General features: G+C 65.1%; 21 protein-coding genes and 1 pseudogene. 10 read left to right on the forward strand and 12 right to left on the reverse strand.

Annotated features, from left to right (window positions below):
* The 3 genes from GJ631_RS16360 to GJ631_RS16370 form a co-directional block, all read right to left on the reverse strand.
* Positions 1-684: phosphatase PAP2 family protein (locus GJ631_RS16360; RefSeq protein WP_156710182.1), on the reverse strand; the 684-nt coding region annotated here is incomplete at its 3' end.
* Complete coding sequence (locus tag GJ631_RS16365; RefSeq protein ID WP_156710198.1) at positions 681-1,925, reverse strand: YihY/virulence factor BrkB family protein; 1,245 nt, start codon at positions 1,923-1,925, stop codon at positions 681-683. The genes GJ631_RS16365 and GJ631_RS16360, both read right to left, overlap by 4 nt.
* A 176-nt stretch (positions 1,926-2,101) precedes the next feature.
* Positions 2,102-2,746 (reverse strand): hypothetical protein, encoded by a 645-nt coding sequence (locus GJ631_RS16370; protein WP_156710183.1) that lies wholly within the window; start codon positions 2,744-2,746, stop codon positions 2,102-2,104.
* A 483-nt stretch (positions 2,747-3,229) separates the two neighbouring features.
* Between GJ631_RS16370 and GJ631_RS16375 the strand changes: the two genes are divergently transcribed.
* Together GJ631_RS16375 and GJ631_RS16380 are read left to right on the forward strand one after the other, a co-directional pair.
* The gene (locus GJ631_RS16375; RefSeq protein ID WP_156710184.1) at positions 3,230-3,817 is read left to right on the forward strand and encodes a hypothetical protein; all 588 of its coding nucleotides are present in this window, start codon (positions 3,230-3,232) and stop codon (positions 3,815-3,817) included.
* A complete protein-coding gene (locus tag GJ631_RS16380) occupies positions 3,814-4,224 on the forward strand; it encodes a hypothetical protein (RefSeq protein ID WP_156710185.1) in 411 nt (136 codons plus the stop codon). The genes GJ631_RS16375 and GJ631_RS16380 overlap by 4 nt, the downstream gene beginning before the upstream one ends.
* 9 nt (positions 4,225-4,233) lie before the next feature.
* On the opposite strand, the gene GJ631_RS16385 is transcribed toward GJ631_RS16380, so the two are convergent.
* On the reverse strand, positions 4,234-5,334 hold the full coding sequence (locus tag GJ631_RS16385) for a tRNA (guanine(26)-N(2))-dimethyltransferase (RefSeq protein WP_156710186.1): 1,101 nt from the start codon (positions 5,332-5,334) through the stop codon (positions 4,234-4,236).
* 321 nt (positions 5,335-5,655) lie between these two features.
* Between GJ631_RS16385 and GJ631_RS16390 the strand changes: the two genes are divergently transcribed.
* A complete protein-coding gene (locus tag GJ631_RS16390) occupies positions 5,656-6,432 on the forward strand; it encodes a hypothetical protein (protein ID WP_156710187.1) in 777 nt (258 codons plus the stop codon).
* Positions 6,433-6,642: 210 nt separating this feature from the next.
* Positions 6,643-6,990 (forward strand): hypothetical protein, encoded by a 348-nt coding sequence (locus GJ631_RS16395; protein WP_370518711.1) that lies wholly within the window; start codon positions 6,643-6,645, stop codon positions 6,988-6,990.
* Here GJ631_RS16395 and GJ631_RS16400 read toward each other — a convergent pair whose 3' ends face one another.
* On the reverse strand, positions 6,991-7,266 hold the full coding sequence (locus GJ631_RS16400; RefSeq protein ID WP_231754010.1) for a hypothetical protein: 276 nt from the start codon (positions 7,264-7,266) through the stop codon (positions 6,991-6,993).
* A gap of 144 nt (positions 7,267-7,410) precedes the next feature.
* Between GJ631_RS16400 and pyrE the strand changes: the two genes are divergently transcribed.
* The 5 genes and pseudogenes from pyrE to GJ631_RS16425 all read left to right on the forward strand — a co-directional run bounded on the left by pyrE (position 7,411) and on the right by GJ631_RS16425 (position 12,111).
* Positions 7,411-7,935, forward strand: a complete 525-nt coding sequence (gene pyrE, locus GJ631_RS16405; RefSeq protein ID WP_156710188.1) for an orotate phosphoribosyltransferase — start codon at positions 7,411-7,413, stop codon at positions 7,933-7,935.
* A 76-nt stretch (positions 7,936-8,011) separates the two neighbouring features.
* Positions 8,012-8,725, forward strand: coding sequence for a phosphoribosyltransferase family protein (locus GJ631_RS16410; RefSeq protein WP_156710189.1), 714 nt, complete (start codon positions 8,012-8,014; stop codon positions 8,723-8,725).
* Between the two features lie 107 nt (positions 8,726-8,832).
* A complete protein-coding gene (locus GJ631_RS16415) occupies positions 8,833-10,317 on the forward strand; it encodes an NCS2 family permease (RefSeq protein ID WP_156710190.1) in 1,485 nt (494 codons plus the stop codon).
* 287 nt (positions 10,318-10,604) lie between these two features.
* Positions 10,605-11,786 (forward strand): annotated as a pseudogene (locus tag GJ631_RS16420) (aryl-sulfate sulfotransferase); the annotation flags it as partial.
* A 76-nt stretch (positions 11,787-11,862) separates the two neighbouring features.
* Entirely contained in the window at positions 11,863-12,111 is a 249-nt protein-coding gene (locus GJ631_RS16425) for a glutathione S-transferase N-terminal domain-containing protein (RefSeq protein ID WP_156710191.1), read from the forward strand.
* 9 nt (positions 12,112-12,120) lie between these two features.
* Here the strand turns inward: GJ631_RS16425 and GJ631_RS16430 are convergent, their stop codons facing one another.
* The 5 genes from GJ631_RS16430 to hemB all read right to left on the reverse strand — a co-directional run bounded on the left by GJ631_RS16430 (position 12,121) and on the right by hemB (position 17,659).
* A complete protein-coding gene (locus tag GJ631_RS16430; protein ID WP_156710192.1) occupies positions 12,121-13,461 on the reverse strand; it encodes a glutamate-1-semialdehyde 2,1-aminomutase in 1,341 nt (446 codons plus the stop codon).
* A gap of 171 nt (positions 13,462-13,632) precedes the next feature.
* Positions 13,633-14,061: a hypothetical protein gene (locus GJ631_RS16435; RefSeq protein ID WP_156710193.1), complete on the reverse strand. Its 429-nt coding sequence runs from the start codon at positions 14,059-14,061 to the stop codon at positions 13,633-13,635.
* Positions 14,062-14,131: 70 nt separating this feature from the next.
* On the reverse strand, positions 14,132-14,578 hold the full coding sequence (locus GJ631_RS19525; protein WP_156710194.1) for an Lrp/AsnC ligand binding domain-containing protein: 447 nt from the start codon (positions 14,576-14,578) through the stop codon (positions 14,132-14,134).
* 1 nt (position 14,579) lies between these two features.
* Positions 14,580-16,313 carry an ammonium transporter gene (locus GJ631_RS16445; RefSeq protein WP_305079939.1) on the reverse strand — a complete coding sequence of 578 codons (1,734 nt, stop codon included), beginning with the start codon at positions 16,311-16,313 and terminating at the stop codon, positions 14,580-14,582.
* A gap of 365 nt (positions 16,314-16,678) precedes the next feature.
* Complete coding sequence (gene hemB, locus GJ631_RS16450) at positions 16,679-17,659, reverse strand: porphobilinogen synthase (RefSeq protein ID WP_156710195.1); 981 nt, start codon at positions 17,657-17,659, stop codon at positions 16,679-16,681.
* An 89-nt stretch (positions 17,660-17,748) separates the two neighbouring features.
* On the opposite strand from hemB, the gene GJ631_RS16455 reads away from it, so the two are divergent.
* Positions 17,749-18,384 (forward strand): DedA family protein, encoded by a 636-nt coding sequence (locus tag GJ631_RS16455; RefSeq protein ID WP_156710196.1) that lies wholly within the window; start codon positions 17,749-17,751, stop codon positions 18,382-18,384.
* A gap of 79 nt (positions 18,385-18,463) precedes the next feature.
* Here the strand turns inward: GJ631_RS16455 and citZ are convergent, their stop codons facing one another.
* On the reverse strand, positions 18,464-19,597 hold the full coding sequence (gene citZ, locus GJ631_RS16460) for a citrate synthase (RefSeq protein ID WP_156710197.1): 1,134 nt from the start codon (positions 19,595-19,597) through the stop codon (positions 18,464-18,466).
* Positions 19,598-19,658: 61 nt separating this feature from the next.
* A partial coding sequence (locus tag GJ631_RS18765) for a hypothetical protein (RefSeq protein WP_197425144.1) occupies positions 19,659-20,009 on the reverse strand: 351 nt, incomplete at its 5' end.

The raw sequence follows: 20,009 nt of genomic DNA on the forward strand, positions 1-20,009 counted from the left end.
CCCCCACGCGATTCGCGCGCCGAGGGCGCCGCCGAGGGCCGCCATCGTATCGAAGTTGTACACGACCCCCGCACCGAGAAGCGAGAGGCCGACGGCGACCATCAGCGCCCGGCCGGGGTTGTCGCCGCGGCCACACAGGAGATAGACGCCCACGAGGGACGCCCCACCGAAAGCGAGGCCCGCCGCGATGTCGACGAGGTAGTGGACGCCCAACACCACCCGCGACACCGGAATCGCGGCGACGAGCGCGCCGGCGGCGACGTAGCCGCGGCGTGAGTCGACGAGCAGCGCCAACCCCCCGTAGACGAGGATGGCTGCGGTGGCGTGGCCGCTCGGGAACCCGAAGCCATCGGCGGTCGCCGCCGAGATGTACAGCGGTTCGACGACGGCCGGAACGAGTTCGACGCCGACCGCCTCGTCGGCACCGGGAGGTCGCGGCAACGCGAACAGCTCCTTGAACGTCGTCGTCACGGCGCGGGCGACGAGCGCGAGCGCGACGGCGAACATCGCGTGCCGTCGGGAAAGCGACAGCGGCCCCGGAAGCGCGTCGCCGAACCAGTACAACAGACCGAGCAGACAGAAGACGAACCACACGTCGCCGAACTGCGTGACGAGCGCTGCGAGCGCGACGAGCCACGACGGCAACTCCGCGACTGCGGCGAGTTCGCCGAGCCCGCGAGTCATCGGTCGCCCAGTCGGTCCTTCAGCCGGCCCGGAAGTCCCGCGACGGTCGCCGTCGTTCCGACCAGCAACATTAGCACGTACAACCCGAGCGTCGACAGCCAGATGACGAGCATGGCGAGGATGGCCCATCCACCAGACAGCGCGACGAACGCCCCGAGGGTCATCGCCGTCCCGTACAGCAACACGAGGTACGGGCCCCACCCGCGGGCCTTCCCGCGGCGGACCTGCTTGCGGACGTACCGCTTGAGGTCGCTCTCGATTTCCTCGCGGTGGACGGTCCGGTCGTCGACGCGCTCCTCGAAGCGGTCGAGTTCGTCGTACAGCCGTTCGAGTTCCTCGCGGAGTTCAGCGTCCGATACCTCGTCGTCGAGTCGGTCCCGTGTCATGATTCCTTCGAGTACAGCGGTCGGTTCCGGCGTCGGTTCGTCCGGTTCGGCGAGTCCCGTCTCCTCGTTGGCGCGGCCGGCCAACACGGCGTTAAGAACGACGCCGAGAAGCAACACGAGGCCTCCGAAGTAGAGGAACGTGAGGAGCAACAGGACGCCGCCCAACACGCCGTAGGCCTCGTAACTGCCCGCGATTTCGGCGTAGATTCGAAAGCCGGTCTGGAGGAGCGTCCAGCCGACGGCGGCGAAGACGGCGCCCGGAAGCGCCTCTCGAACGGAAACGTCGGTCCCCGGCAGGAGGTAGTACAGCGGCAGGAAGGCGGCGGTGAGTCCGGCGACGAGGGTGAGCGTGCCGAGCGCCGCGACGGCGACGGCGCCACCGAACCCTTCGAGGACGCCACCGACGCCGGAGAGGGCGATGAGCGCGCCGACGGCGACCGTCGCCGCGACGGCGACGCCGACCGCTCCGAGCGTGACGGTGGCGTTGCGGAATTGGTCGATAATCGACTCCGGACCGGGGTGGCCGTACACCTCCGAGAAGGCGATGTCGAGACCTCGAAACAGTTTCAACCCGGACCACAGCAACACCGCGACGCCGAGGATGGTCGCACCGCCCCGTCCGGCCGCACCGGTCAGCGCGTCGCGGACGACGACACCCGCCTGTTCACCGAGCGTTTCGGTGGCCCGAGCGACGAGCGCCTCGACGGTCCCGGCGCCACCGAACGTCGACGCCGCGACCAACGTGAGCAACAGCAGAGGGAGAAGCGAAATGAACGCGTAATAGGCGAGGCTCCCGGCGATGAACGTGATTCGGTCCGATTGGGCGCCGTTGACGACGCCCCGAGTCACCGTCATGACTCGGGCGAGATACCCCTTCACGAACCCGGCTATGAGCGAGTGCTACATATAATCGGTGGGAAACTATTCGTCGACGACGGGACGATGCACTTCGGAGTTTCGTAGATACGCCTCTAAAATCCGAACACAGCGGACGGAAACGGTATCGAGCTGGAAAATATCGGCTCGAACGACTACGGCCCCTTCCCGGCGTCGACGAAATCCTCCGTGTAGGCGAGAATGACCAACTCCCCGTTTATGTCGTCCGGTGCATCCGGACCCGTATCGAAAATGTACCAATCGGGCTGGAGGTACTCACCGGGCGCGAGGATGTGGTCTTTCGTGTTCGAGTTGAAGCCACGGTTGTTGGAGTTGGAACTGGACTGTCGGTATCCGCTCGGAAGCGCTTTCGGACCGTTGATGTCCTCCGTACTGTTATCGTCGTCGAACCAGCCGTTCTGGTTGAATCCAGCATTGGCGAGTTGGTTGTATATCCCGTTCGAACCCGCTTGAGAGGGTTGCTCTGCAGGTCCGCTGCCGTTCTGGAACGCGTAGCTCTGGCTCCCCTCGTCGAGGAAGATTCCGACGTCCTTGTGACCCTCGTTCTGGACAGTAAAGACGTCGAAGAACTCCGCGTCCGCGTTGCCGTTGACGTGCGAGAAGTCGAGTTCGAGGAGCCCGTCCCCGTTGTACGATGCGTAGGGGCTCGCACCCTGACCCAGTCGGAGATACGCGTTGGCGTCACCGACGACGTTGACACGCATGTTCCGAGTGGCACTTATCCGGTCGAACGCACCAGTCCCGATTGTGGCCGCCGAGCCGGCGGCGAGCGATCCCATACCGATGAGGAATTTACGTCTTTGCATAGGTTTTCACTTTCACACGCGCCCTCCAACCCCGCGTCACCCACCGTCGTCGTCCGCCGCGGCGCGTACTCAACCGGTCGGGCAGGACCCACTTTGGAATAGACAGCCATCGAAAGCCGCAATCAACGTTTTCGAGGACGACAGAGAGTGTATGGTGGAATCGATACCCTCTGAGTAATTACGAAGCCGTCAGTTAACGTGGCGTTCGACGAACCGTCCGAACGAGACGGACCGTATTCGGGACATCACAGTGAGTATCAACATCATAATCCCAGCCAACACTGGGATGGGCCGCCCCAGTTAACGCCACTCATACGGTATTGTACGAACGTGACAGTACCCGTATAGACCACTTGTTTCCGGGATGGTTCTGTATACTAAAGGCAGGCTACAGTGACTGAACTACGCGATGGCGTCGACGACCGTCCGGTTTAGGGCACAGGGAAGGGACTCGTCATGAGAGAGCTATCGAAGAACGTGCCGGAACCGCCGTTTCGGAACCACGAGTTTTCACGGGACGTGATACTCGAGGTGCTCAGCAACCGACGCCGCCGGTTCGTACTTCACTACCTCAAACAGAACGGAGACCACACCACGGTTTCCGAGCTCGCGGACCGGGTCGCCGGCTGGGAGAACAACAAGCCGATAGAGGAACTCACCCACCGAGAGCGCAAGCGCGTGAAGAACGCGCTTCGACAGTTCCACCTCCCGAAGATGGAGAACTGTGGGTTCGTCGAGTACGACTCCCGACGCGGCAATGTCGCCCTCAGCGAGGCGGCTTCGAACGCCAACTTCTACATCGATTCGCTCACCGACGGGGATATCCCGTGGGGACTGTACTACATCGGTCTCTCCGCGCTGAGTGCGGTTTGTCTGGTCGGCCTCTGGCTCGGCGTCTTCCCCTTCGATTCGCTCTCACCGTTGCTGTGCGGGGTCTTTTTCGTGACGACGTTGACTGCATCCTCGATGGGGCACTTCTACGACAACTACTACCGGATGCGATTGGGGGCACGTGCCGAACCCCCGGAGGTCGAAGAGAGATGACCCGGCGACGGCGTCTCCTCCTCGTGGCCGCCCTCCTCGCCAGCGTCGTCGTCGTGACGACGACCGGCGGGTTCAGTTCGGCCACGGCAGAGCGCGGCGTCCACGTGAACGTCGCAGAAGACGCAAACGCCTACCTGGGGGTCGAACAGGCACCCTCGGGAACGGAGAACGGCACGACGAACCTCGAAGTGACAGTGACAAATCAGTTCCCAGCCGGCACCGCCCTGACGGCCGTCGAAGTCACCGCCAACGGAACGACAGTTGACTTCGCCGAGCGCGACGCCGTCGAACCCAGTGACGAGCGGACGTACACGTTCACCGCAGTCCCCTGTGACGGTCGTCTTACCGTCGAAGCACAGGGAGAGGGCGTGGCGGTCGGCCTAAATCGCACCGTCGCGTGTCCCTGACGACGCGATTCACGACACGGCTTCGCGAATCGCCACGACGTCGGCGTCGGTTTTGAACGTCGTTCCTCCGAAGTGCGTCCGAGAGGCCTCGTACCCCGCCGCCCGGAGTTCCTCGAGGAACTCGTCCATCGCGATGTTGGGTTCGCCCCACCGCTTGTACAGTTTGTGTTGGTCGTAGTGGGTCGATTCGTGGAGTTCGCCGGCGATGGTCTCGAGTAGGCGGTCGGCTTTCGATGCCTCGCCGAAGGAGTCGGGAATCGCCTCCCGGACTGACTCGACGAAGTCGGCGTTGTGGGCCGGGCCGAGCCAGATGGCGCCAGCCGTCCACGTCGACTGCCCGCAGTTCGGACACGTTTTCGTCGGCTCCGCGATGAGCGTCGCCTCGCTGTCGCGCCACAGACACTTCTGACAGTGGTCGACGTAGCCCAACTGGTCGATGCAGTCGTTGGCGGCGCGGGCGCCGTGGTCCAACTCGACGTAGGTCCGGACGTAGTGACTGGAGACGTGGCTCAACACGGGCCGAGCGGCGATGTCGTAGCGGGCGGCGGTCCGGACCAGCGCCGACAGCAACACGCGCAGACCCATCTCGGGGTGGAACTCCGTGTTCCGCGGGACCGCGCCGTAACTCCGGACGCCGCTCTCGAAGTGAGCGCCACACAGCGGTGCGGTGTCGGTCGCGGTCACACAGAGGTATCGCCCGGCGCTCTGAAACGCCGCATCGAGGAAGGGAACGGGCGTCCCGAAGGGGTCCAAATCGACCACGTCGTGCCGTGATTCGTGCATGTGGGCGTTGACGTTCCGGTGGTGGACCTCGCCCGCGAGGTCGTTCGTGTCGAGGTTCCGGCGTGCCAACTCGACGGCCTCCTCGTCGATGTCGCAGGCGGTCACGTCGTAGCCCGCGTCGGCGGCCCGAACCGCACGGACGCCGCTTGCGGTCATCGCATCGAGATAGGAGTCACAGTCGTCGGCCAGCGTCCGCAACACGCCGACGGTGATGTCGCGGTTCAACTCCTGGACCGGGTTGTAGAACACCCCCGACCCGGCGCCCTCGCTGGCGCCGTGACGTTCCTCGGGCACCTCGATTCTCACGCCGCCCTCGCGGACTTCCATACCCTCCGTTGTGGGGTGACCCCCGAAAAGGGACACGTTTGCGTATCGCCGACCGAATCGAGCAGTCGATTTTTGTCGTCGGGGGATGGAGAGCCGACAGCATGGTCGAACCCGTCGACGTGTTCACCTACGCCGTTGCGGCCGTCCTCGTCGGCGGCGCCGTCTGGTGGGTCCTGTCTCGGTGGCTCCCCGACGGTGCCCTAGACGCCACGCTCACCTTCCGAGCCTACGAGTCCGGCGTCTCTCGACGGGAAACGCTCCCTGCGGTCGTCGTGGCCTCGCTTTCGCTGGCCCCGGTCGTGGCGAACGGCCCCGACAGCGTTGGCTTCGGGTGGGCTATCGCCACCGGCATCTTCGCCGGCGGCCTGCTGGTCGGCGCGACGGCTATCGCCAACCGCCCCCCGGGCGAACCTCCTCGAAGCGGGCAGCGGCGACGGTCTTCCGACGAACGGTCCCTGTGCCGTCGGTGGAACGGCCGCCGCCGACGGCGAGACGCTGACGACGCCCGTTACCGGACGGGACGCCGTCTGCTACACCGCCTCCGTCGCCCAGTACAAACAACAGCCGTTGCGACCCTACGGAACCTATTTCACGACCGACTTCACCATCGAGCGAACGCCGTTCGCGGTCGAGACCGACGACGGGACCGCCAACGTCGACCCCGAGGGCGCGTGGCTCAGCCTCGCGGCGGGGAGTCCGACCGACACCGAAACACTCCCCGAGGGCACCACGACCGGCGGGCCGGCGGAACACGAACTCGTCGTCGAGGAGGGCGAACCAGTACCGGAGCATCTCCGCGGCGACCGCGCGCCGTTTCCGAACCTCCCGCTGACCACCGATGGCCGGGCCGAGCGGGAACTCCGGTTCAAGGAGAACGTCGTCGAACCCGGCGAAAGCGTCGTCGTCGCGGGCGAGGCGACCGTCGGCGAGGAGTACGGCCGGCCGCTCCTCACGTGCGAGCGCGAGGGGGCGTTCGTCGCCCGCGGCCCCTACGAGGAGGTCGTGGCGGGACTGCGGAAGGCGACCGGTCGGAACATCTGGGTCGGCGCGGTGCTGGCAGGGCTCGGGGCGGCGGGAGTCGTGCTGTTGGCGTTATAAGTGAACCAAAGGACGGGAAAGGTAAGGACCCCGGCGGCGGTAAGTGTAAGCGTCCGCGCGCCGTAGGCGCGCGGTTCACGGCGACGAGCGAAGCGAGTCGCCGCCTTTTTCATCGAAGTTTTTCGAGGAGCGGTTCGCGCTTCGCGCGAACCCGACGATGAAAAAGTTCGGAGCGAAGCGATTTTCCCACGTCCCCGAGAAGAATCGACAGTGAACCCGGTCGAGGAGTGGGAGGCGAAACTGGAAGCCGACGGCGAACTCAGCAGCGACGCCGTCGACCGAATCATCGCCACCCACGGCGACCGCGGGGTCCGAGCCATCGAGGCCGTCGGCGAAGAGCGGGTCAAGGAGTACCGTGATTTCACCGTCGTCGTCGGTCACTCCGAGGAACACGTCGTCGAGGACGGCACCTGCGAGTGTGAGGATTCCCGCTACAACCTCGACCCAGAGGACCCAACGGAGCTCTGTTGGCACGCTATCGCCACGAAAATCGCCCGCCACATCGATGCGCTGGACCACCACGACATGTGGTACTCCGAAGTCAGGGAGTTCCTGTAGTCACTCGGTACCGAGGCTGCCGGCGCGCCACTCCCAGAGGAGTTCCAGCGCGATGGCGAGGAGCAGCCACGACAGAAGGAGAACGAACACGACCGCTGTAGACGACAGGAAATGAAGCGGTTGGGTGACGGCGAACAACAGGGGCGCGACTATCGAAACCACGACGACGGCCGCCACTAGCCCGGAAACCGCACACGTGTAGTGCTGGATTCGCCCGACGCACACGCTGCCCGCCGAGCACTCACACAGCGATTCAGGGGTGTGTTTCGTGACCATTGCTACCACTCCGTACTGGAGGGTACGTGCCGGTTCGTGTTATTCGTTACCATTATTCGTGATTTTCTGGGATGGGGAACTAGCGGTCGGTCGGGAGAGCGGCGATTCCGCGCCGCTTTTTACCCGGACGGGCGAGGAACGTGTATGGTCAATCAGGAACTCATCGACGCGCTCCGGGCTGCGGAGGCGGTGAAGTTCGGGGAGTTCGAACTCTCCCACGGCGGTACCTCCGAGTACTACGTCGACAAGTACGTCTTCGAGACCGACCCACACTGTCTGGAACTCATCGCTGAGGCGTTCGCCGAACGGGTCGGTAACTCGAAACTCGCCGGCGTCGCGTTGGGCGCCGTCCCGCTGGTCGCCGCGACGGCCGTCGAGACGGGCAACCCCTACGTCATCGTCCGGAAGAAAGCCAAGGAGTACGGCACGGGCAACCAAATCGAAGGCGACTTCGAGGACGGCGAGGAGGTCGTTGTGTTGGAAGACATCGCCACGACGGGCCAAAGCGCCATCGACGCCGTCGAGGCGCTGCGAGACGCCGGGGCGGTCGTCGACCGCGTACTCGTCGTCGTCGACCGCGAGGAGGGCGCCCGCGAGAACCTCGCCGAACACGACATCGAACTGGAGTCGCTGTTGACGGCCTCGGAGCTATTGGCCGACCGCGCGTAGAGTATCCACTCCCGTGTCTATTTACTCTCGGTAGCACACCGAAGTGTTCATACATATGCGGTGACGCGTTGAAGTCATGAACCGTTCGGAGAAGGCCGCCCTCCAGCTGCGCGCCGTCGACGTGTTGCGGACGCTGAAGGAGACGCGCACCTACGAGGAGTTGGCCGCCGAAACCGGACTGCCCGCCGGCGACCTGAACCGGTACGTCAACGGGCACGTCCTCCCGAGTGAGGCCCGCGCCCGCGAGGTGGTCGGCGGGGTCGGCTCCGAGTTGCTCGCCGAGGAACTCGACGCCCGCATCGTCGTCGACGACGAGGGGTACGTCGACAACTCCCGAGTCGTCTTCGACCAGTCGCTTTTGTCGCTCGTCCCGCCCGTCGCCGCCGAGACGCTCGGCATCGAGCCGCCCGATGCCGTCCTGACGGCCGCGACCGACGGCATCACTCTCGCGGCGGCGATGGCCCGCTACTTCGGGTCCCGGTGTGCCTACGCCAAGAAGTCCCGCGAAACCGCCGTCGAGGAGTTCATCGAGGCCCGACAACGACTCTCTTCGGGCATCGAAATCGACTACTACCTCCCCGCCAACGCCATCGCCTCGGGCGAATCCGTGCTGGTCGTCGACGACCTCATCCGGTCGGGTGAGACACAGGAGCTGCTGCTCGACATCGCGGCGTCGGCCGGCGCCGATGTGGCCGGCGTGTTCGCGCTCATCGCGGTCGGCGACGAGGGCATCGACCGCGCACGCGCCCACACCGACGCCCCGGTGGGCGCACTCGTCACACGGGAGTGACACGTTCCGAGTCACGTCGCCATTGATACGCACATACGTGCACAGAATTCGCCGTTTCCGACGGTAACTATTAAGTCACCAACCTGTGGTATGCTCGAACGTGAATTATGGCTGTTACTGATACGCTGGCGGAGTACTTCGAGTTCGAGGAACACGACACCGACGTACGAACCGAGAGCGTCGCCGGGCTGACGACGTTCCTGGCGATGGCGTACATCATCGTCGTCAATCCGAGCATTCTCGCACCGGCCATCGTCGGCGGGTCGCCACAGGAAGGTGAACCGACACCGACGACCGAGATTGCGGGGGCGACCTACGACTTCTTCCAGGTCGTCGAGATGCTCACCGTCGTCACAATCATCGCGTCGGTCGTCGCCATCCTCGTGATGGCGCTGTACGCGAACCGTCCGTTCGGTCTCGCGCCGGGACTAGGACTGAACGCCTTCTTCGCGTTCACCGTCGTGTTGACGCTGGGCGTCCCGTGGCAGGTCGCCCTCGCCGCGGTGTTCGTTGAGGGACTCATCTTCATCGCCCTGACGGCCGTCGGCGCACGGGAGTACATCATCCAGTTGTTCCCCGAACCGGTGAAGTTCGCCGTCGGAGCCGGTATCGGCGTGTTCCTCCTGTTCCTCGGCCTCCAGGAGATGCAAATCGTCGTCACGGACCCGGCGACGCTCACCACGCTCGGGAACGTCCTCCAGAGTCCGGTCGCGGCGCTGTCGCTGCTCGGACTCGCGCTCACGTTCGTCCTCTACGCCCGCGGCATCAAGGGCTCCATCGTCATCGGCATCATTGGGACGGCGCTGGCCGGCTACGCGCTGACGCTGGCCGGCGTCGTCGACCGAGGCGTCCTCGAACCCGGAACGGTTTCACAGGTCGAAAGCGAGGGCATCGGCTCGCTTCTGTTCGGCGTTCAGTACGACTTCACCCCGCTCGTCTACGGCTTCGTCGACGGTTTGGGCCTCATCCTCGAGGACCCGCTCGTGTTCGCGCTCGTCGTGTTCACGTTCTTCTTCGTCGACTTCTTCGACACCGCAGGCACGCTCATCGGCGTCTCCCAAATCGCGGGCTTCCTCGACGAGAACGGTGACCTTCCGGACATCGACAAGCCGCTGATGGCCGACGCAATCGGGACGACGTTCGGTGCGATGATTGGCACCTCGACGGTGACGACGTTCATCGAATCCGCGACCGGCGTCGAAGAGGGCGGCCGAACCGGCTTCACCGCCCTCGTCGTCGGCGCGCTGTTCGCGCTGTCGCTGCTCGTCGTGCCGCTCATCTCGGCAATTCCGACGTACGCGAGTTACATCGCCTTGGTCGTCGTGGGAATCATCATGCTGCAGGGCGTCGCCGACATCGACTGGCAGGACCCCGCATGGGCCATCTCCGCCGGCCTCACGATTACCATCATGCCGCTTACGACCTCCATCGCCAACGGTCTCGCAGCGGGTATCATGAGCTATCCCATCGTCAAGGCCGCCGTCGGCGAGGCCGACGACGTCTCGCTCGGCCAGTGGACGCTGGCGGTCGTCTTCGTCGTCTACTTCGCCGTCTTCTTCGCGGCGAGTGCCGGACTGCTCCCCTCCTTCTGAGCCCAACCGCAAGGTATTCCTTGCGGACTCCTCTGGACGGAACATGGACGTCTCGCGAGTCGACTCGTTGTCACGTCGCGTGACGCTGCGGATCGGACTCGCAGTTCTCGTCTTCGTCCTCCTGTTGCCGGCCGCCTACGCCGCGGTCAACCCCCCAGACGCTCGAACTCGGCGCTGGGACCGTCGAGGAGCCGGCCGCCGAGACAACCTACGTCAGCGTCCAAGGGTTTCACTTCGCGGGCTACGGGAAACCCAAGAAGCCGGCCCGCCTCGTCGCCGCCGACGGAAACGGCAGCGTCGCGTGGCGCTTCGACGGCGACGAGGTCGGCGCGCGGTGGTTCTACGACATCGACCCGACGGCCGACGGCGACCTCTTCGTCACCGCCACCTACGAGGGCGGCACCGTCGTCTTCGAGTACGACACCGCAACCGAGGCCGTCGAGTGGCGCCACGACATGCCGGGACGACTCGACACCCACGACACGACCCGCCTGAGCGAGGACCGAATCCTCGTCGCCCACATGCGGAACACCGAGGGGGGCGTGAGCGACGACCGTCTCTACGTCGAGAACACCACCACCGGCGAGGCCGAGTGGGAGTGGCTGTTCCGCGAGCACTACCCCAATGACACCGACGGCGGCTTCGACGCCGACTGGACCCACGTCAACGACGTGGACGTGGTCGGTCCCGACGACGGCTACGTGCTGGCCTCCCCGCGGAACTTCGACCAAGTGATTCTCGTCGACCGTTCCAGCGGCGACATCGCGATGCGACTCGGGAGCGACGGCGACCACGACACGCTGTTCGAACAGCACAACCCCGACTACCTCGAACGCGACGACGGGACGCCGGTCATCCTCGTCTCCGACAGCGAAAACGACCGCGTCGTCGAGTACGAACGCGACTGCGGGGACGCCGACCCCCGCCTCGGCGCCGGAACGCCGCCGGAGGCCTGTGAGTGGGAGCAGGTCTGGAGCGTCGGCGGGTTCAACTGGCCGCGGGACGCCGACCGCCTGCCGAACGGCAACACCCTCGTTGTCGATACGCTGAACCACCGCGTCGTCGAGATAACGCCCGAGGGCGAGGTCGTCTGGGAGTTCTACGCGGCGTGGGCACCGTACGACGCAGAACGAGGCGAGAAGGGAAGCAACGGGCCGACGATGGCCGACCACGGCACGACCGGCAGTTACACCGTCTCCGGTGGCGGCGACGGCGGCGTCGCCGACCGCTATCACGTCGCCGACGCCATCGCCGACCTCGGAAGCTACACGCCCGTCGAATCCACCTTCAACACGCTCGCGACCCGGTACTCCCACGTCGAACCGTGGTTCCGCCCCGTCTGGATGGGGTCGTGGGCGTTCCTCTCGACGGCGCTCGGGGTGTTGCTCGCGGTCGGATGGGGCCTCGGCGAAACGCTGGCCCGCCGGGAGCGAATCGTCGCCACAATCGCGTCACGGAGAGGCGACTGACCGAGGCGACCCGAGTGGACGCCGGACGGACACACCACCGCCGCGCTCTTAATCCTCCGATTCCTACGAGAAACCGATGGCGAACATTACGCTATACGAACTCCCCGGCTGTCCGTACTGTATGAAAGTCACCGACAAACTGGACGAACTCGACCTCGAGTACGACGTCGTAGAGGTACCACGCGCCCACGGCGCGCGAACCGAGGTCGAAGAAATCAGCGGTCAGACCGGCGTTCCGGTCATCGTCGACGAGGAACACGGCGTCGACGCGATGGCCGAATCCGACGACATCGTCGCGTACCTCGAAGAGACCTACGGCGCCTAAGCCGCGGCGTTACAGCGCTTCTTTGTAGGCTTCGAGTGTCTCCTCGACGTCTTCCTCTGAGTGTCCGTAGGAGACGAAGTTGGCCTCGAACTGGTTCTGTGAGACGAGGACGCCCTGTTCGACCATCGCGGGGCGGAACAGTCGCGCGTAGCGTTCGGTCTCGGCGTCGGCCACGTCGGTGCCGCGTTTGGGGCACTCGCCGTAGCGACTGCAGGTGGGGTCCTGCCGACACCCGTTCGAACAGGAATCGTCCTGTGGGTCGCTTTCGGCCCGCGAGAAGACGACCTTGAAGATGGAGTCGGTGCCGACGACGGTGTAGGCAGGAGCGTGGTCTTCGACGATGTCGGCCAGTCCCTCGCGCAACTGCTCGCCGAGCGAATTGACGTGGTCGTGAACGTCGTTTTCCGCACAGAACTGCAGCGTCTCCAGTCCGGCCGCCATCGTCACGGGGTGTCCCGAGAAGGTGCCGGCCTGAAACACGTCGCCGGTGGGGCTGAACTGCTCGATGTACTCCGTCTTGCCGCCGATGGCGCCGACCGGGAAGCCGCCACCGATGATTTTGCCGAACGTCGTGAGGTCGGGGTCGACATCGAAGCGCCCCTGAGCACACTGCAGGCCGCCGATTCGGAAGCCGGTGATGACCTCGTCGAAGATGAACAGCGCGCCGTAGTCCTCACACAGCGCCTCCAGCGTCTCGTGGTAGCCGTCTTCGGGGAAGGCGATGCCCATGTTCGCCTGTATCGGCTCGACGAGGACGGCCGCGATGTCGTCGCCGTGTTCCTCGAACACCTCGCGGGCGGCGGCCTCGTCGTTGAACGGAATCGGGAGGGTGTGTTGGGCGAACGATTGTGGGACGCCGGAACTGGAGGGTTTCGGGTGGTCGGCGTCGCCCTCGACGAGCGTCGACTCCTGGGCGCCGTGGTAGCCGCCCTGCATGACGACGACCTTGTTGCGGCCGGTGACGCCGCGGGCGAGCCGAACCGCCGACACCGTCGCTTCCGTCCCGCTGTTGACGAACCGAATCATCTCGACGCTCGGGACGTGTCGGCAGACGAACTCGGCGTGGTCGACCTCGATTTCGGTCGGCATGCCGTACATCGGCGCCTCGGCGGCACGGGACTGGACCGCGGCCTGGACCGACTCGGGCATGTCGTGGCCGAGCAGCAGGGGCCCGAGCCCCTGAATCCAGTCGATGTAGCGGTTGCCGTCGGCATCGACGACGTGGCCGCCTTCGCCGTGGTCGGCGAACACCGGATACGGCTGTGGCGCGGCGCGCACCGAGGAGTTGACGCCGCCCGGCAGGACCGACAGCGCCCGGTCGTACAGCGACCGCGATGTCTCGTGGTTCATGGGCACCGATTCGACTGCCGGCCCGAAAGGCGTTACCGTCCGCAGTCGAGCGGTATCGCGGAGATAGTGACTCGGGGCTGGCGAGGGTTCAGCCAAAATTCCCGCCCATAACGATACGTTCGAACAATATTTTGGCTACTGATTTCAGATATTGCCGCTCTCGATACGATATTACAACACCAGTTCGTTCGTTGAGACACCGCGAGACCCTCGTGGTCTCCGGTGTGTACCGCTCAGGAACGAACCGAACGGCTGGCATCCGACGGTTTTCCGTGGTCGGCCCCCTCCGGGCCGAAACCGCTTTTCGACGCGCGAGACGACCGTCCAGTTCAGTTCGATATTAACGTAATCGTCGACGTGGCACGCGGCGACCTGCTCTCTCATCGACTCCGAGCAACCGCACCCGGGAACGAAGACCGACCCTACATCGGGTACAACTGTAGGAGAAACCACATCGCACCCCCCCGTCACGACGACCGCGCCGAGCGTAACTATCACGAGACGATACGCCGGAAAGAGAGCCGCGAGTGCTCCGAACAGGAGAAGCGCGCCGAGCGCGATTGCCAGCGCTCGGTAGGTGTCTCGGAGATAGTCGGGCATGCCTACTACGACGTATCGGTCCACAAAAAACCACCCCAAGAGGCGTGAGGTCGAAAAAATCCGGCGGCAGTTACTCCTCCAGTGCGGGCGGGTCGCCCTCGCGGACGACCGACCGGACCGCGCTGGTGTCGACGATTCGAACGTCGGGGTCGTCGTGTAGCTCGTGCAGTTGAGCTGCCAGCGCCGCGTCGTCTTCGAACTTCCCGACGGCGAAGACGGTAAACGGACCGCTCATCTGATAGACGGTGACGAACTCGGGGCGTTCGCGGAGCCGAGTCGTCACGTCGTCTATCGCATCGAGGTCGACCGCCAGCCGGACGATGGCCGTCCGGTAGCCGATACGGTCGTAGTCGATTCGGGCGGTGTAGCCCGCGATGACACCGTCGTCTTCGAGCGCCCGAAGGCGTTTCTGCACCGTCGTCGCGACCGCGTCGGTGTCTTCCGCGACCGACGGCACGTCGGCGCGCCCGTCCCGAAAGAGGGCGGCGACGACCTGCCTGTCGAGCGACTCGGTCACGTCAGACCGCGCTCGTTCCGACCTCACCGGTACGAATCTGGTAGGCGTTCTCGACCGGCAGGATGAACACCTTGCCGTCGCCCGGTTCACCCGTCTTCGCGGAGTCGCGGATGGCCTCTGCCACGTCCTCGGCCGGGATGTCCGCGACGACGCACTCGATTTTCACCTTCTGGTGGAGGTCGACGCTGTACTCCTCGCCGCGCCACTGGCCCTTCTTCGCGGGCTGGGAGCCGCGACCGGAGACGTTCGTGACCGTCAGCGAGGGCGCGCCGATTTCGGCGAGTCCCTGCTTGACATCGGAAAGCTTGTCGGGGCGGATGAAGCCCATGACCATTCTGATACCGCCGTCGTTGGCGATACCGCCATCGGGGCGGACGATGCCGTCTTCCTCGACGAAGCCACCGTCGGTGGCGGCCGGGCCCGTAGAGCCGCTACCGAACTCGGGGTAGGTGTTCGTCCCGTGCTCGGAGATGTCGAGGCCTTCGCGCTCGTGGTCGGGGCTGACACGGGCCTGCCCGACGGCCTTGAACGCACCCCAAACGAGTGCGGTCGCGAGGACCGTCCACGCCGTGATGATGGCCGTTCCCAGAATCTGGGGGACGAACATCGACGCTTCGACCGAGAGGATACCGCCGGGAACGACGCCGCCGGCGATAGCCGTACCGCCGGTCGACCACAGCGGGAAGAGGATGACACCGAGCGCGCCGGCGCTCCCGTGGACCGGGAAGACGGCACACACGTCGTCGATTTGCAGGCGTTTCTCGACGAACTCGAAGACGATGGGCAGCTGTGCGCCGGCCAGCAGGCCGAGCATAAGTCCACCCATCGGCGTGAGCACGTCCGCAGTGCCCGTCACGCCGACGAGTCCCGCGAGCATGCCGTTTGCGACGTACAGCGTGTCGACTTTGCCGGTCTTTGCGAGTGCGACGATACCGGCACCGAGTGCGCCCATCGCCATGCCGAGTGTGGTGTTCAGCGCGACGCGACCGACGATTTCCCAGCCGGCACCCAAGACGAGTTCGCCACCCTCGACGGCGAAGACGTTGACGGAGGTGCCGACGTTGAAGCCGTACCAGCCGAACGCGAGGATGAGCGTCCCGAGTACGGCGAAGGTCATCGAGTGACCGGGGATGACGTTGACGCTGCCGTCCTCGTTGAACCGCCCCATGCGCGAACCGAGCATGTAGGCAGCCGTCAGGCCGGCGATACCGCCGACGCCGTGGACGATCATCCCGCCCGCGAAGTCGTGGAAGCCGAGCGAGGCGATGAAGCCACCACCCCACGTCAACCCGGTGACTACGGGGTAGATGACCGCCGCGACGAGGAACGTGTAGGTGACGTACGCACGCAGTTTCGCGCGGCCGGCGACGGCCCCGGAGACGATGGTCGCCATCGTCATCGCGAAGACGGCGCCGAACAGCCAACTCACCCAACCGAAGTTGCCCGCACCGAACTGGCTCAACGGACCGTAGCTACCGCCGGAGCCGGTCAAGACCCCGACGATTCCGGAGATGCCCGCGCCGATGAGGAAGAACACGACGACACCGACACTCCAGGTCAGCATGTTCTTCGTCAGCTGGTTTGCGACGTTCTTCGAACGTACCTGTCCGGCCTCCAGCATCGCGAAGCCCGCGTGCATGAAGAAGATGAGGAACGTCACCACGAGGATCCACAGCCAGTTGACCCCCTCGGCGATGACGCTCGGGTCGACCTGCATCGCGAATCCGTTTAGCATGCTTCGACCTCCGTACTACTTCCGCAGTTCTGTGAAAGTTCGTCCATGTTTTCTCTGATTTGCACCATGTTTGTCTTCCAACTCACGGGAGAACCTCATGGAACAGCCCTACATAAATGTTGGAGTTGAAATTGAAAACTTTTGCATACCCTTAGTGGACGGTCGTCAGCAATGGGGTAGGATAATATCTGTATAAGGTCGGCTCGCGTCAAGAGTTCAGGGAAGAATATTCTCGTTTTCTGGACGAACGTCAACCGCAACACTTGCCAATTGGCCGTATTTCACTCTGCTCGCGGGAGCGCGCGCCGCCCGTTCGGAGCGCGTTCCGGTGTGGACGAAGACGAGAGAACGAACTCGGAACCGGCTCAGAGTCGCTCGGCGATATCCTCGGCGAAGTACGTCAGGATGAGGTCCGCTCCGGCCCGCTTTATCGACAACAGCGACTCGTAGGCGACCTCCTCCAACGAGAGCCACCCCTTCTCGCTTGCGGCGTGCAACATCGCGTACTCCCCGGAGACGTTGTACGCCGCCACCGGGTGGTCGAACTCCCGGCGGATGTCGGCGACGATGTCGAGATACGGCAGCGCCGGCTTGACCATCAACACGTCGGCGCCCTGTTCGACGTCGAGTCGGACCTCCCGCATCGCCTCGCGAGCGTTCGCCGGGTCCATCTGGTAGTGTCTGCGGTCACCGAAGGTGGGAGCGCCGTCGGCCGCATCTCGGAAGGGACCATAAAAGGCCGACTCGTACTTCGCGGCGTAACTCATCACCGGCAGGTTCTCGTAGCCCGCCGCGTCGAGGGCCTCGCGAATCGCACCGACCATCCCATCCATCATCCCCGATGGCGCGACCATGTCCGCGCCCGCGTCCGCGTGTGAGACGGCGATGCGTTGGAGCAACTCCAGCGTCTCGTCGTTCTCGACGGTCAAACACGGCTCCTCGGCGGCTCCGTCTTCGAGGATGCCGCAGTGGCCGTGGGCGGTGTACTCACACAGACACACGTCGGTGATGACGTAACAGTCGGTCTCCTCGGTGATTCGCCGAACCGCTCGCTGGACGACGCCGTCGTCGGCCCAGGCACGCGAGCCCTCGCTGTCCTTCGATTCGGGGATGCCGAACACCATCACCGCATCGACGCCCGTCTCCTGTATCTCCCGGACGCGGGCGACGCTCTCGCAGACGGGCACCCGCTCGTGGCCGGGCATCGACTCGATTTCGACGCGCTCGTCGGTCGTCGCGTCGACGAACACCGGGGCGATGAGGTCCGTCGGCCGTACCTCCGTCTCGCCGACGAGCGGGCGGATGCCGTCGGTTCGGAGCCGTCTCGGCCGGTCCGTGAAGTTCATACCCGACGTTCCGAACCGCGCCATCAAATGCCCGTCGCTCCCCACGCGACGACACAACGCCTATATATTGCCTCTCCCGACGAAGGAACATGTCGCTCGGCAGACCGTCCGCCGTCGACCGCGTTCGAAGCTTTCTCGAACGCTACGCCGTCCACCTCGCCGGCGGCTTGACGCTCGTCTGTGCGGCCGCCGGAGTGTATCTCCTCGTCTTCGCGGACCCGGAAGTCGCCGCCCGACTGCTCGACGAGTACGGGCTTGCGGCGCTGTTTTTCATCCTCGTGTTGGAGGGAGCGATGCTGCTGTACTTCGCGCCGAGCGAGGCGATCGTCCCAGCCGGCATCGCGCTTCTGACGGCCGGAGCAGACGACTACCTCGGCATCGCGACGGTCATCGGCGTCGCCGTCGTCGGCGCGACCATCGGCCAGTTCGTCCTCTTCACCGTCGCCAAGCGCGCCGGCCGGGAGTACCTGCTCGAACAGTCGTGGTTTCGCGTCAGCGAGTCGTCGCTGGCCCGCTTCGACGGCTGGTTCGACCGCTGGGGGCCGCTGGCAGTCCCGATTTCCAACGCGCTGTTGTTCACGCGGGGGATGTTGACGGTGCCGGCCGGCGTCGCGGATATGGGTGACCGCCGGTTCATCGCGCTGTCGGCACTCGGGACGCTGCTGTTCCAGTCGTGGCTGGCCGGGCTGTTCCTGTTTCTCGGCGTTCGACTCGGCGTGCTGTGAGACTCGTGTCGAAACGTTCGGATTAGAGACGCAGGCGCGAGGCTGAGGGGGCGTCGAAAACGGGAGTCGGGTGTGTCCGCTATCGCTCTTCGAGCGACGGCACCGAGCGGTCATCGGGGCCGACGTAGCGGGCGCGCGGTCGGATGAGACGGTTGTCCTCGTACTGTTCGAGGACGTGGGCAATCCAGCCGCCGACGCGGCTCATCGCGAAGATGGGCGTGTAGATGTCGACCGGGATGCCCATCTGGTAGTACGTCGAGGCGGAGTAGAAGTCGACGTTCGGGGCCAGACCCTTCTCGTCGGTGAGGAAGTCCTCGACGGCGACGGAGTAGTCGTACCACTTCATGTCGCCGGCCTCGCCGAGGGCCTTGGACTTCTTCGAGAGAATCTTCGCTCGGGGGTCCTTGACGTTGTAGACGCGGTGGCCGAAGCCGGGGACGCGTCGACCTTCCTCGATTGCGTCCTGGACCCACTGGAGGGGGTCCTTGCCGGAGGCGTCGACCTCCTTGAGCATCTCCATGACGTCCTGGTTGGCGCCGCCGTGGAGGCTCCCCGAGAGGGTGCCGACCGCGGAGGTAATCGCCGAGTGGAGGTCGGCGAGCGTCGACGCCGTCACCGTCGCCGAGAACGTCGAGGCGTTGAGGCCGTGGTCGGCGTGCAACACCAGCGCCATGTCGAAGGTGTCGGCCAGCACGTCGTCCGGTTCCTCGCCGTTGAGCATGTACAGGAAGTTCGCCGCGTGGTCTAAGTCCTCCCGTGGGTCGACGGGGTCGTCACCGTTGCGGATGCGGGCGAAGGCCGCCAGCGCGGTCGGAATCTTCGCCGTGATGCGGCGCCCCTTCCGGAGGTTCGCGGCCTCGTCGGTCGGGTCGGCGTCGGCATCGGGGTCGTACGCCGACAGCTCCGAGACGATAGTGCGGAGCGCGGCCATCGGCTCCTCGTCGGCTTCGGCGAGGTCGCGGACGAGCCGCTGGACGCCGTCGTCGATGTGGCGCTCCTCGGCCATCGCCGCCTTGAACTCCGAGAGTTCCTCGCGGTTCGGCAGTTCGCCGTGCCACAGCATGTAGACGACCTCCTCGAAGCTCGCGTTCTCGGCGAGGTCGTCGATTGTGTAGCCACGGTAGACGAGTTTGCCCTCGTCGCCGTCGATGTAACTCAACGACGATTCGGCGACCAGGACACCCTCCAGCCCTTTCTTGAGCTCCTCGGTCATACGCTACCGGTTTCCATGCCCGGGAGAAAAGGGTTACCGTTCACGGCAGCCGTGTGAGTGCTTATTCGTCCGGAAACCCGCCGTCTTCTTCGGGCGTCCTTCCACGTAGCGCGACGGTGGCGACGGCACCGCCGACGGCGCCGACCGTTCCCAACAGTACTGGCAGGTACAGCGCCGTAGACCGCACCGCCGATGGGTCACCGGTTGCGGCGACGACGACGAGCGTACTCATTGCCGCGGCGACGCCGGCGAAGAACCCGTGTGACGGCGCGGCGCCTCGAAGTCCGAGTGCGACGCCGACCAGTAGCCCACCGACCACGACCACGCCCGCATACGCCGGCGCGACGAGACTCGAATCGAGCGCCAGCGTCGCCGCGACGAGTTGGTCGGGCGTTCCGAGACACGGCCCCCC

This window comes from Natronomonas sp. CBA1123, assembly GCF_009741925.1.
Classification (GTDB): Archaea; Halobacteriota; Halobacteria; order Halobacteriales; family Haloarculaceae; genus Natronomonas.